The sequence below is a fragment of the Nocardiopsis sp. TRM 82005 genome (assembly GCF_056312425.1).
This window is the reverse complement of the sequence record NZ_JBWDTQ010000001.1, coordinates 25,334-38,297: the sequence shown is the minus strand read 5'-3', so window position 1 is coordinate 38,297 and position 12,964 is coordinate 25,334. Positions and strand designations below refer to the sequence as shown.

The 12,964-nt window shown below is 72.5% G+C and carries 9 protein-coding genes; 1 reads left to right on the top strand and 8 read right to left on the bottom strand.

Annotated features, from left to right (window positions below):
* Positions 1-201: 201 nt before the first annotated feature.
* From AC0T5L_RS00145 to AC0T5L_RS00120, 6 genes are all read right to left on the bottom strand, one after another.
* Entirely contained in the window at positions 202-2,796 is a 2,595-nt protein-coding gene (locus AC0T5L_RS00145; RefSeq protein ID WP_476163235.1) for a polynucleotide kinase-phosphatase, read from the bottom strand.
* A complete protein-coding gene (locus AC0T5L_RS00140; protein WP_476163234.1) occupies positions 2,793-4,358 on the bottom strand; it encodes a 3' terminal RNA ribose 2'-O-methyltransferase Hen1 in 1,566 nt (521 codons plus the stop codon). The genes AC0T5L_RS00145 and AC0T5L_RS00140 overlap by 4 nt, the downstream gene beginning before the upstream one ends.
* A gap of 102 nt (positions 4,359-4,460) precedes the next feature.
* On the bottom strand, positions 4,461-5,504 hold the full coding sequence (locus tag AC0T5L_RS00135; RefSeq protein ID WP_476163233.1) for a hypothetical protein: 1,044 nt from the start codon (positions 5,502-5,504) through the stop codon (positions 4,461-4,463).
* An 11-nt stretch (positions 5,505-5,515) separates the two neighbouring features.
* A complete protein-coding gene (locus AC0T5L_RS00130; protein WP_476163232.1) occupies positions 5,516-7,657 on the bottom strand; it encodes a TRAP transporter permease in 2,142 nt (713 codons plus the stop codon).
* A gap of 86 nt (positions 7,658-7,743) precedes the next feature.
* The gene (locus AC0T5L_RS00125) at positions 7,744-8,295 is read right to left on the bottom strand and encodes a DUF1850 domain-containing protein (RefSeq protein ID WP_476163231.1); all 552 of its coding nucleotides are present in this window, start codon (positions 8,293-8,295) and stop codon (positions 7,744-7,746) included.
* 24 nt (positions 8,296-8,319) lie between these two features.
* Positions 8,320-9,348: a TAXI family TRAP transporter solute-binding subunit gene (locus AC0T5L_RS00120; RefSeq protein WP_476163230.1), complete on the bottom strand. Its 1,029-nt coding sequence runs from the start codon at positions 9,346-9,348 to the stop codon at positions 8,320-8,322.
* 195 nt (positions 9,349-9,543) lie between these two features.
* On the opposite strand from AC0T5L_RS00120, the gene AC0T5L_RS00115 reads away from it, so the two are divergent.
* On the top strand, positions 9,544-10,566 hold the full coding sequence (locus tag AC0T5L_RS00115; protein ID WP_476163229.1) for a TAXI family TRAP transporter solute-binding subunit: 1,023 nt from the start codon (positions 9,544-9,546) through the stop codon (positions 10,564-10,566).
* Between the two features lie 40 nt (positions 10,567-10,606).
* On the opposite strand, the gene AC0T5L_RS00110 is transcribed toward AC0T5L_RS00115, so the two are convergent.
* Together AC0T5L_RS00110 and AC0T5L_RS00105 are read right to left on the bottom strand one after the other, a co-directional pair.
* Entirely contained in the window at positions 10,607-12,010 is a 1,404-nt protein-coding gene (locus tag AC0T5L_RS00110) for a sensor histidine kinase (RefSeq protein WP_476163228.1), read from the bottom strand.
* A gap of 25 nt (positions 12,011-12,035) precedes the next feature.
* The gene (locus AC0T5L_RS00105) at positions 12,036-12,791 is read right to left on the bottom strand and encodes a response regulator transcription factor (RefSeq protein WP_476163227.1); all 756 of its coding nucleotides are present in this window, start codon (positions 12,789-12,791) and stop codon (positions 12,036-12,038) included.
* Positions 12,792-12,964 lie beyond the last annotated feature (173 nt).

Genomic DNA, 12,964 nt, shown 5'->3' with positions numbered 1-12,964 from the left:
GGGGGTCGGGGGTGCACATCATGGCCTCTGCGGATGTCCGACCGAAAGAGAGGGCGTGAAAAGGAGGCGAAGCGGACCGCGGTTAGGCGGATCCGACGAACGACCGCACGACGCCCTCCCGTGTGATCCTCCAAGACGCGTCCGGTGGCGTGCCCCGGCGCCGCGTGCCCCGGCCCGGCGGCCGGGGCACGCGCCTCCCCGCTACAGCCGGGGATCGACCGGTTCCGACTCCAGGGCCAGGGCCGCGAACACCGGCTCGTGCACGCGCCACAGCGGCTCGCTCCGGGCGTGCCGGGCCAGTGCCTCCAGGCCCAGCTTGTGCTCGCGCATGGCCAGGCTGCTCTTACGGCCCACGTTGCGGTCCTTGAGGACCGCCATCCGCTCCGGGTCCGTGTAGTCGGCACCGTAGACGAGGCGCAGGTACTCGGGTCCGCGCACCTTCAGCCCCGGCTGGGCCAGGCCCTTGCGGCCCCTGGCGCGGGCGCCCAGGATCGGCTTGACCACCATCCCCTCGCCGCCCGCGGAGACCAGATCGGCCCACCAGCCGACGGCCGAGGCCTGTGCGGACGGATCGGTGGTGTCCACGACCCGGTAGCGGGTGGAGTGGACCAGGCCGCTCACCTCGGCGAGCCGCTCGGCGATCGCCATGTGCCACAGGTGGTCGGCGTCCCCGTACTCCCGCCCCTCCGAGGCCAGGACCATGAACGGCGCGTACCGGAGCCCGGCCGTGCCGTCGGTGTCCCAGGAGTAGCGCCGGTAGACCCGGCTGAACCCCTCCACCTGCTCCGTGCGGCGCGCCACCTTGTCCGCCAGCCCTTCCACGGGCACACCGCGCCCGGCCGCGGCGGCGAGTGCGAGCCCGGCGGCGGGCAGGGCGGCCCGGGCGGCGGCGCCCACCGACGCGTACTGCTCACGGATCAGCGACCGGGCCTTGGCCGACCATGGCAGCATCTCTCCGTCCAGGGCGATCCAGTCGGTGCCCAGCCGGTCCCACAGTCCGGCCTCGGTGACCGCCTGACGCAACCGGTCCACGACCTCCGCCTGGAGCTCCGGGTCGTTGAAGAACGGCCGCCCCGTCCGGGTGTAGACGGTGCCCAGCTCGCCGGGGACGAACCGGCGCTCGGCGGCCTCCGCGTCCCGGCACAGCACGGCCACCGCACGCGACCCCATGTGCTTCTCCTCGCACACGGCCTCGCCGATCCCGGCCCCCCGGAAGTAGGCGAACGCCTCGTTCGGGTGCTCCAGCAGGCCGGGGTCCGCCGAGGTCCGCGCCGGTGCCATGGTCGGCGGCAGGTACAGCAGCCAGCGCGGATCGACGGCGAACCTGCTCATGACCTCCAGCGCGGCCAGAGTGCTGCCTCCGTCGGTGCGCACGGTTCCGTGCTCGGTCTCCACGAACATGCCGGGCTGGAGGTCGCCGACACCGACGTCGGTGATGTCCACGGCGGAGTCGGGGCGCTTCTCCGCGCCGTCCGCCGCCTTCGCCGACAACGGCCTGGCGGGCTCGTACCAGGTACGGCGGGCGTCCACCTCGGCCAGCTCCCGCTCCGGGTAGCGCAGGGCGGTGAGCTTGCCGCCGAACACGCAGCCGGTGTCCAGGCAGATGGTGTTGTTGAGCCACTCGGCCTTGACCGTGGGGGTGTGCCCGTAGACCACGGCCGCCCTGCCCCGGTACTCGCGCGCCCACGGCAGCCGCACCGGGAGCCCGTACTCGTCGGTCTCCCCGGTGGTGTCGCCGTACAGGGCGAAGGATCGTACTCGGCCGGAGGCCCGCCCCTGGTACTCCTCCTTGAGCCCGGCGTGCGCGACGACCAGCCTGCCCCCGTCCAGGACGAGGTGGCTGACCAGGCCGTCGCAGAAGTCGAGCACGCTCTCGCGGAACTCCTCGCTCTCCCGGCCCAGCTGCTCCATGGTCTCGGCGAGGCCGTGCGTGTGCCGCGCCTTGGCCCCCTTGAGCACCCGGACGAGCTTGTTCTCGTGGTTGCCGGGCACGCAGAGGGCGTCGCCGTCGGCGACCATTCCCATGACCAGGCGCAGCACGCCGGGGCTGTCGGGCCCCCGGTCCACGAGGTCACCGACGAACACCGCTGTGCGTCCCTCGGGGTGGCGGGCACCGGTCGGGCGTCCCCGGTCGTCGCGGGAGAGCTCGTAGCCGAGGCCTTCGAGCAGATCCTCCAACTCCTCACGGCAGCCGTGCACGTCGCCGACGATGTCGAACGGACCGGTGAGCTCCCTCTTGTCCGGCCAGGCGCGCTCCAGATCGACGGTGGCACCGTCGATCTCGCCTTGGCCCTTGAGCACGTACACCCTGCGGAAGCCCTCACGGGACAGCCGTTTGACGCCCTGCCGGAGGTCGCGCCGCTGCCGCCGGATGACGTGGTCGCCGAAGTCGCGGTCGGGCCGGTCGCGGTTGCGCTCCTTGGCCAGGGCCTCGGGGACGTCCAGCACGATCGCGGTGGACAGCACGTCGTTGTCCTTGGCGATGCGCACCAGCTGTGCCCGCGCCCCGCCCTGCACGTTGGTGGCGTCCACGACGGTGAGCAGCCCCCGGCGCAGCCGGATGTCCACGATGGTGTGCAGCAGCGAGAACGCGTCGGCGCTGGCGGACTGGTCGTTCTCGTCGTCGCTGACCAGGCCGCGGCAGTAGTCGGAGCTGATCACCTGCGTGGGCTTGAAGTGTCTGGCGGCGAAGGTGGACTTGCCGGACCCGGACGCCCCGATCAGCACGACGAGCCCCATCTCGGGCACGCCGAGCACGCGCGGCGCTACGGCCTCGGCCTTCTCGGTCGCACTCAATTGGTGAAGACTCCCATCTGGGTCGGGGCACCGGTTTCGGGGTGTTCGGGCCCGACCGGCAGGTAGCGGACGCGGTAGCCGTGCTTCTCGGCGACCCTGTCCGCCCACTGGGTGAACTCGGCGCGTGTCCACTCGAAGCGGTGGTCGCTGTGCCGGAGGGAGCCCTCCTCCAGACCTTCGTAGTGGGCGTTGTACTCGGCGTTGGGCGTGGTGACCACGACTACGCGGGGACGGGCCGCGCCGAACACGCTCTCCTCCATCGCGGGCAGCCTCGACGGGTCGATGTGCTCGACCACCTCCATCAGGACGGCGGCGTCGTGTCCGGAGAACCGCTTGTCGCGGTAGACCACCGAGCCCACGAGCAGCTCCGGCCTCGAAAGACCGGTCCCCTCACGGTCGCGGGCCCCGCGTGTGTCGACGAACAGGGGCTGGTGACGCTTGCGCCCGCCCGGATCGCAGCCCTTGCAAAGCCTGCGGTGGGCGCGTTCGAGGCTGACGACGCTGACGTCCACACCGGTGATCCGGCCCAGGGCGGGCTCGGTGGCCAACCGCTCCAGCAGCTGTCCCGAGCCGCAGCCCAGGTCGACGACGCTGGTGGCGTTCTCGGCGCGCAGCACCGCCGTGACCGCGCCGGCGCGCTGCTCGGCCAGACTGGGTTCGCGCTCCTCGCGCGGCGGCGCCGTGGAGGCCTCCTCGACCCCGGGGTCGTCCTCGCCCTCGTCGTCACCGAGGCCGTCGGCCTCGGCGAGGCGTGCCAGCGCGGTCCGTACGTAGCTGTCGCGCCGGTTGAGGTAGCGGCGGGTGATCCAGGTGCGCTCGGGGTGCCCGGCGAGCCAGCCGGTCTCGGCGGCGACCGCTCCGTCGGTCTCCGCGTCCCCCTCGCCCCGGGAGGTCCCGCCGTTCCCCGTGCCGGCCGCCCCCGTGGGCAGGCCGCCCGCTCGCAGGAGCTTGTCGACCTCGCTCCGGTCCACCCAGTAGTGCTTGTTGCCGTCCATGGCGGGCAACAGCACGTACAGGTGGCTGAGCGCCTCGGACAGGCGCAGGACGCCGGTGAGGGTGAGCGACAGGTAGTGCGAGTCGCCCCACCCTGGCAGCCCGGGGTCGAGCGGGACCGGTTCGGCCTCCACCGTCCAGCCCAGGGGCTCGAAGAGGGCACGGGCGCGGTCGGCACCGGCCCGGCAGGGCACCGCGGGCATGCGCAGCTCCAGTGGGATCGGCGTGCGCGCAACCTCGGGACGCTGGTTGCAGACGCCCCTGAGCGCGGACCGCATCACCCGGCCCAGCGCCACCGTGAACAGCGACGACGTCGCGTAGGGACGGTCGTTGACGTACTGGGAGAGAGCGAAGTCGGGGGTGCTCACCGACGTGCGCGTACGCAACAGCGCCTGCGCGTCGACGTCCAGCAGCAGCGCCGCGGTGCAGCGCTCCCCGGTGGCCTCGGGATAGAAGACATGCGCGGTTCCGAAGGACTGCTCGAAGCTCTGCGCTCTGTCGGGATGCTTGTGCAGCAGAAAACCGAGGTCCGTCGCTGGATTCGCCGTGGTCGTGATCGTCAGTAGCACCCGTGCATTGTGTCCGAGTGTCCGTCCGCCTGGCGAGGGTTTTTCGGTCGACCGGCGCCCTCTCTCACCTCCGGGCAGCCCCTTCCGCCCCGGGGCCGGCTCTCAGAGGCGGTACGGGCCGTCGGGGGCCCTGCCCGGGTCCACCCCCAGTTCGGCCATGGCGCGGCCCACCTCGGTGGAGGCGCCGCCGAAGAACGACCACGGTACGTCGCAGCGCAGAGCGCCCACGGAGGACAGGTGCCAGCGCGCCGCCTCGGTTATCCCGGCCTGGTGGAAGGCCCACCCGAACAGGTGGTGCGCCTGCGCGTCCCGGAGGTGGGGCACGGCTCGGGCGACCCAGTCGCGGGCGAAGGAGAACAGCTCCTGGGCGGCTTCACCGTGCAGGCGTCCCGTGGCCATGTCCACGATGAAGCCCATACTGCCCGCCGCGCTCAGCCGTTCGCGCTCGCCGCGCAGGTGTTCGGCGTGCGCCAGCGCGAGCACGGCGGGCAGCGGGCTGCCGGCGGGGGCCGTGTCGGCGACGGAGCCCGCGAAGGCGAACATCTCCTCGGTGGCGCCGGGCTCGACGGGTTTGCCCGGGGGCGGGCTGAGGGCCCGGACACGGGTCATGTGGGCGGGGAACAGGTGGGGAGCCCGGGCGATGAGCTCGCGCCAGATCCGGTCCTTGACCTTGCGGCCGGCGAGCATCCTCAGCGCCACGGTCTGGAGCCCCTCCCAGGGCGCCGCGTCGTCGGGCCGCAGAGCCACCGCGGCCTTCAGGGCGTCCTGGGCCTCGTGCAGGGCGGCGAAGACCGCCTTGCGCTCGGCCCTGGCGGCCCCGGCGGACCTGTCCGGGACCCGTGCCAGCAGTGTGTGGCCCAGCCACAGCACGGCGTCGGCCCGGTCGGCGCCGCCCTTGACGAGCGCGGCGATGTCCTCGGGGCGGCCCGCCGCGGCCCTGCCCAGCTCCGAGACCCGCAGCACACGGGTCTCCGGGTCCTCCCGGCTCTCCACCAGAAGTGGCAGACCCGCGTCGACGTCGCCCTCGCGCACCGCCTCGCACGCGATCCGCAGCACCGGATCGGCACCGAAGGCCTCCGGTACCAGGGACGCCCCGATGTCGGCGCCGCGCGACGCCCTGCCTGGTCTACGTCGGAATCGCCACATATCAGCAGAGCCTAGCTCCCCGCGGACACCCCGTCCCTCCGCTCGGCCTCGGGCGCGGGCCCCGCCGTGTCCGCTCTCCCGGCGATCCGGTGGCCGACCGCCTGGAGAGCGATGAGCGCGATACCCAGCACCGATCCGGCCAGGACGAACCAGCCCGGGTCCACGGAGACCGACAGCGCCCACCGGGACAGGCTGCTCCACTCGGGGGCGACCATGACCAGCGCGGCGGCCAGGACGAGGGCGAGCCTCTCCCCCAGCATGGTGCGGCGCAGGAAGTGGCCCTCGATCGCGATCGCCGCCGCGGCGAGTGCGACACAGCCGCTGACCACCGCTGTGACCAGGTCCGTCACCGGCCCGTCGATGGCCATCAGCGCCGTGTAGGCCATCAGCATGGGGATGAGGTACAGGCCCTTGGCGAATTTCCACGCGGACAGGCCCGCCCGCATCGGCTTGGCGTTGGCGATACCCGCGGCGGCGAACGCGGCGAAGGCCACCGGCGGCGTCACGTTGGAGTCCTGGCTGTACCAGTACACGATCATGTGCGCGACGATCACGGCCAGCCCCAGCTCCTGTAGGGCCGGGACCGCCAGGACCGCCAGAACGACGTAGGCGGCGGTGACGGGCAGGCCGATACCCATGATGAGCGACGTGAGCGCGACCATGAGCAGGGTCAGCAGCAGGCTGCCCGCGAACGCGTTGACCAGGACGTCGGACAGCACCAGGCCCAGCCCGGTCAGGCCGACCATGCCGACGATGACGCCCGCCACGGCGCAGGCCACCGAAACCGGCATGGTGTTGCGCGCGGCCAGCACGAACACCTCCAGGAAGTCCCGGGGCGACAGGCGGCTCCCGGCACGCAGCATCGCCACGAGGAGCAGGGCGCCGCACGCGTACAGGCCCGCCCGGGTGGGCGGAACGTAGTTGAGCAGCAGGACGATGAGCAGCACCAGCGGGGCGAGGAAGTGCCAGCCCGCGCGCATGACCGCGCGCAGCGTGGGCAGCTCGGACTCCTTGGCGATCCCGACGCCGTACTTGCGCGCCAGGATGTCCACGAACAGGAACATCACGCCGAAGTACATCAGCGCCGGGATGATGGCGACCTTGACGATGTCGACGTAGGGGATGCCGGTGCGCTCGGCCATGATGAACGCGCCCGCGCCCATGATGGGCGGCAGGATCTGGCCGCCGGTGGAGGCCGCCGCCTCCACTCCCGCCGCGTCGTGCTTCCTGTAGCCGACCTTGCGCATCAGCGGGATGGTGAACGGCCCGGTGCTGACCACGTTGGCGATGGCGCTGCCGGACACCGAACCCATCAGGGCGCTGCCCAGCACCGCTCCCTTGGCGGGGCCGCCGACCATGCGCCCGGTGAGCACGTAGGCCAGGCCGACGAAGAAGTTGCCGCCCCCGGTCTTGGACAGCAGCGCACCGAACAGGATGAACACGAACACGAAGGTGACGACCACCCCGAGGGTGAGGCCGTAGATGCCGTCGCCCAGGTAGCTGTGCGTGGCGATGCGCTGGATAGTGGCACCGGAGTGCCCGAACTGGCCGGGGATGAGGGGGCCGATCCACGCGTAGAGGATGAACGCGGCCACCATCACGACCATGACCATGCCGACCGCGCGGCGCGTCGCCTCCAGCAGGAGGACGATCGCGGTCAGGCCCATGATCCAGTCGGTGTCGGTGTAGGCGCCCGCCCGGGAGGCCAGCTCGTCCTGGAAGACCATCGGGTAGAAGCTGACCACCACGGTGGCGGCGATCAGCACCAGGTCGAGCACCAGCGCGGGGGCCGAGCGGCCGGCCCTGCCGGGCAGGACCGGTTTGGCCAGGAACACCAGCACCATGACGAACATCAGGTGGATGAGTCGCTGCTGGGCGGCGTCGAGGCCGGCGCGGAGCGCGACGTAGAGCTGGAAGAGGGTCAGGGCCGCGGCGATGACCAGGACCACGGCGCCGATGACGGAGGCCGTGCGTCCCTCGCCCCAGCGTTCGACGGCGATCCGCTGCCAGATCGGGTCCGTCGGCCCCTCCTTCTCACCCTCCACGTCGGGGAGCTCGTCGACGGGTTCGCCGCCCCTCCCGCGAAGGCCGGAGTCGTCGGAAGCCTCGGCGGAAGGGGTGTTGCCCCGCGTCCGAAACGGGTTCTCAGCCATGCTTCTTCCTCGGTTGGTCTCGGCGGGGCCGAACGGCGGGCGGCCGACGGGTCGGCGCGCGGGAACCGGACGGCGGGGGTCTGGGATCAGCACCCCGGTTCGGGGGTACCGCCCAACAGCAGGTGGAGGGTGGAGGCCCGGACCGGTTCGACGGCCACCGGGCGGGCGGCCAGGCACGGGGACAGCCGCACCTCGCCTTCGGAGGTCCGGATCCGGTGGTCGACGACGGGGGCGCCGACCCGGATGACCAGCTCCGTGCCGATGTCGCGGCCGATCCCCTCGATGACCCACCACTCGCCGTCGGCGTGGCCGGTCCCCTCGCCGGGAATGTGCCCCATACCCGCGCCGAACTGGCGGATCCGGGTGGACTCGACGACCAGGTGACCGTCGCTGACCTCGATCTCCTCCTCGATCGGCAGTCCGTCGATGGAGTGGACGTAGGCGATGGTGAACCGTGCGTCCTCGCCCAGGGGCAGGTGGCCGACCGTGTCCCCCTCGTCGCTCAGCCGGAGAGCGGGCCGGACGGGCAGCAGCAGAGCGGTGAGGACCGCGGCCAGGGCCGTGCCGCACAGGACCAGCACCGCGGTCCGCGGGCGCCGGGCGGTGCCCCCGGCGCCCGCGGACCGCTGGCCGCTCACCGCGGAACGTTCCGCGAACACGACCTAGGGACGCAGGTCCTCGGGGACCTCGACGCCCTGCTCCTCGTAGAAGCGGAGGGCGCCGGGGTGCACCGGGACGGGGCTGTTGACGATGGTCTCGGGGACCAGGTACTCCTCGCCCGGGGCGTACACGTCAAGGACCTGGTCCATGTGCTCGAACATGGCCGAGGTGATGTCGTAGGCCTGGTCCTCATTGAACTCACCGGTCACGACCAGGGCGTTCCACACCGCGATGGTGGGTACGTCCTCGTCCACGCCCGGGTAGGTGCCGGCCTCGATGGTGTGCTCGGTGTAGCCGCCGTAGCCGCTGACGACCGCGGAGCGCTCGTCGTCGCACAGCGGGATGATGTGGATGTCGTCGGTGGTACCGAGCTCGGTGATACCGGCGTGGCCCTCGCCGACCACCCAGGATCCCGCGTCCAGCTGGTTGTTCTGCAACGCGCTGGCGGTCTCCGCGTAGCCGAGCTGGTCCATCTCTACCTCGGTGGAGGCGATCTCCAGGGACTTGAAGACCTGTCTGGTCGTGGCCTCGTTGCCGCTGCCGACGTCGCCGATGGAGTAGCGGTTGTCGACCACGTCGGAGAAGCACTCGAAGCCCTTGTCCTGGGCGATGGAGTCCAGGGTCACCGCGTGGAAGACGTTGGGGTAGAGCACGGCCAGCGAGTAGGTCTGGACCGGAGCGCCCTCGAAGTCGGCCATACCGGTGGCGGCCTGGTCGGCGGCGTCGCCCTGGACGATGCCCAGGTGGCCGCTGCCGGTGTTGAGCAGGCGGATGTTCTCCACGGAGGCGCCGGTGGCCTCGACCGAGCCGGTCTGGCCTTCGAGGTTGTCGCCGATGATGGTGCTCAGCGCACCACCGATCGGGTAGTACACGCCCGCGGTGCCGCCGGTGACGATGCTGAGCTGGTTCTGGACGGGACCACCGCCGATCTCGACGTCCTCGTCACCACCGGACTCCGCTGGCTGGGCGCAGCTGCTGAGCAGCAGCGTGCTGAGGGGGATGGCGGCCAGGTACAGCGTCGAACGTCGCATGGTCGGGGGTCCTCTCGGGGGGTTGGCGGGGGGCGTGTTCAGAGCGGGGAGCGAACAAGCGCTCCGACCAGGCATGGATGTGGCGTCCACCACTCTGCTGTCAGCAACGTAATGGTCATCGCGACGAAACCCGTAGCCTTCCGCGCCGGATTTGAGCTTCCCCTGAGGTTTCGCCCTCCTTGCTATCGTTCTGCCATGGTGCGGCCCCTCGCCCGGTGGCTGGGGACGGTCTCCGGAGCCCTTCTCACGGTCCTGGCCACCGCCTCCCTGCTCACCTGGTCACAGCCACGAACTCCCGAGCCCCTCGACCTGTCCGTAGGAACCGGCGGTACCGGCGGGGTGTACCACGTCTACGGTGCCGGCCTGGGGCAGGCCGCGACCGCCTACCCCGGCACCGAGATCGTCGCGCTCACCACGGCCGCGAGCGTGGAGAACAACCGCATGGTCGCGTCCGGGAGACTGGACGCCGCCTTCACCCTCGCCGACGTCGCCGCGCTCGCCGTCGCGGGCGATCCCCCCTTCGGCGAGCCGCTGCCCGTCTCGGCGATCGCGCGCCTGTACGACAACCACACCCACCTGGTGGTGCGCGCGGACTCCCCGTACGAGACCGTCTCCGACCTGGCCGGGAGCACCGTGTCCGTGGGAGCGCGCGACTCGGGCACCGAGATGATGGCCGAGCGGCTCCTGGACCTGGTGGGGCTGGAGGAGGCCGCGCCCGGCACCCGGACCGACGGCGTGACCCGGTTGCAACTGCCCATCGGCGCCTCGGCCCGCGCCCTGGAGGAGGGGCGGATCGACGCGTTCTTCTGGTCGGGGGGACTGCCCACCCAGGCCGTCTCCGACCTGGCCGAGCGCACCCCCATCCGGCTGGTGGACCTGGCCGACCACGTCCCGGAGCTGACCGGGAGGTACGGCGAGTACTTCTCCGAACTGCCGGTGCCGACCGGCACCTACCCCGACGTGCCCGCCGTGCGCACCATCGGCGTGCCGAGCCTGCTGGTGGTCAACGCCTCCATGTCCGACGACGTGGCCCGGAAGCTGACCCGGCTGCTGTTCGACTCACGTACGGAACTCGCGCGGTTCCACCCGGTGGCACTGCACCTGCACCCGCGCTCGGCGATCGCCACCCTGCCGGTACCGCTGCACCCGGGGGCGGCCGACTACTACCGCGAGGTCAAGTACGCCAACGACGACCGGGGCGGGGGCCGGGGCGGCTGACCCGGGACCGCCGGCCGTCGCGGGGCCGGGGCTGCCGGGGTCACACCGGAAGGCGGATCCGCGCGTCGATCCCGTGCGGTGTCGCGGGCCGCAGCGACAGACGGGCCCCCTGGAGCTCCAGCAGGGTGACGACGATGGACAGCCCGAGCCCGGAGCCGCCCACCCCGTCGTGCCCGTCCCGCCAGAACGGCCGGGCGGCCTGGTCCAGCTGGCTTCCGGGCAGCCCGGGTCCGTCGTCCACCACGTGCACGTCCACGTACCCGGACCCGTCCGGTTCCTCCTCCACCCGCTGCGTGCGCACCGTGATCCGCACACCCGGCCCGCCGAACTTCAGGGCGTTGTCGATGAGCGCGTCCAGCGCCTGGTCCAGGGTGCCCTCCACGCAGCGGACCCGCACCCCCGCGTCGCCCTCGCAGACCAGGACGGCCCCCGCGCGTTCGGCGATCGGCGCCCAGGAGACCACGCGGTCCTCGGCGACCTCCGCGACGTCCTCCCAGACCATGGAGTGCTCGGTGTCCTCGGTACGGGCCAGGGTGAGCAGGCTGTCGCAGATCCGGGTGAGGCGGTCCACCTCGTCCAGCGCCAGCCGGTGCCCCGGGGCGCCCCCGGGGGTCAGGTGGCGGGACAGGGCGTCCACGCGCAGCCGCAGGGCGGCGAGCGGGTTGCGCACCTGGTGGCCCGCGTAGGCCACGAAGGTGCGCTGGCTCTCCAGCATCGAGGTGATGGTGTCCGCCATCTGGTTGAAGGACTCCCCCAGGCGGCGCAGCTCGACCGGGCCAGCGGCGGTGCGCACCCGTGTGTCCAGGCTGCCGCCGCTGACCGCGCGGGTGGCCTCGCCGAGGTCGTCGATGGGTCGCAGCACCCAGCGGGTGAGGGGTCCGGCGGCGGCGATGCCCGCGACCATCAGCGCGGTGACGGCGGCCCAGGCCACGCACCACTGGGCGAGGGTGGCCCGGCGCAGCGACTCCGTGGGCGAGGCTGTGACGGCGGCGCCCACCACCTCACCGGATCGGCCGATGGGCTCGGCGACGATCAGCGGACCGTCCTGCCAGGGGTAGACGACCGTGTCGGCGCCCATCCGGTTGCCGGCGAGCGCCGTCCGGACCGCATCGGGGAACGCGCCGTCGGAGCGGTGGCCGGGTTCCAGGCCGGCGAGGGTGACGCCCTCTCGGGATGCGGCCACGACATCGCCGTCCCGGTCGACGATGACGGCGGTGATGCCGTACAGCTGGTCGTAGGCGGTCAGCTCTCCGGACAGGGTGCCCTCCGTGCCGGTGAGCACGCCGGGTTCGGCGAGTCCGGCGAAGCGTGCGGTGTCGTTGATCCGGTCCAGAAGCATGTCCGAGGTGCCCCGGGCGGCGATGCTCCCGCAGAGGGGCAGGGCCAGCCCGAGGCAGGCCGTGACCAGGAGGGTCACGTACACGGTCAGCACGCGTTGGCGCATCGCGGTGCTCCGAGGGGGCGAGGGGTCAGGGCCGTCGGGCCGCGGCGGCCCTGGGCGTCGTGGCCGGCTCGGCGGAGGCGGCTCCGGACGCGGCCGGGGTGTCGGCCGGGAGCGTGTCCCCGTCCGCCGCCAGCCGGTAGCCGACGCCGCGCACCGTATCGATGAGGCCGGGCACGCCGAGCTTGGAGCGCAAGGTGCCGATGTGCACCTCCAGGGTGCGCAGGGTTCCGGGCCAGGCGGTCTGCCACACCCGCAGGAGCAGGTAGTCGCGGGAGACGACCGTCCCCGCCTCACGGACCAGCGCGACGAGAAGGTCGAACTCCTTGCGGGTGAGCTCGACCGGTCGGCCCCCGCAGGTGACGGCGCGGGTGGCGGGGTCGACCCGCAGCGGCCCCACGGCCAGGGGCGCGTCGGCGCGTCTGCGAGTGCGGCGCAGGACGGCCTCCATCCGCGCGCACAGCTCCTCGATGGCCAGGGGCTTGACGACGTAGTCGTCGGCCCCCGAGCGCAGCCCGCGGACGCGTTCGCGCTGCTGCCCCCTGGCGGTGACCATGATGACGGCCGTGTCGCCGACGTCGTGGCGCTCGCGCATGCGGGCGCACAGCTCGACGCCGTCCATGTCGGGCAGGCCGAGGTCGAGCAGGACGATGTCGGCGGGTGCCGCGGCGAGCGCGCCCTCGGCCGTGCGCACCTGGTCGACCGTGTACCCGTTGGCCTCAAGCGCACCGGCGAGGGCGTCGGCGAGCCGGACGTCGTCCTCGACGAGCAGCACCTTGATCATGGGTTCGCGTCCTTGGGCGTGCGGAGGGGTTGTGGTACCGCACCTTAGGGCATGCCCGCGGACGCCCGCCCTGCCGCGCGGCGCTCCGACGCCCACCGGACGCACCCGCCCCGACCGGACCGTGTTCCCCGGGTACCCCGGGGCCACGGCCGCCGACGTGGCGCCGCACGTGC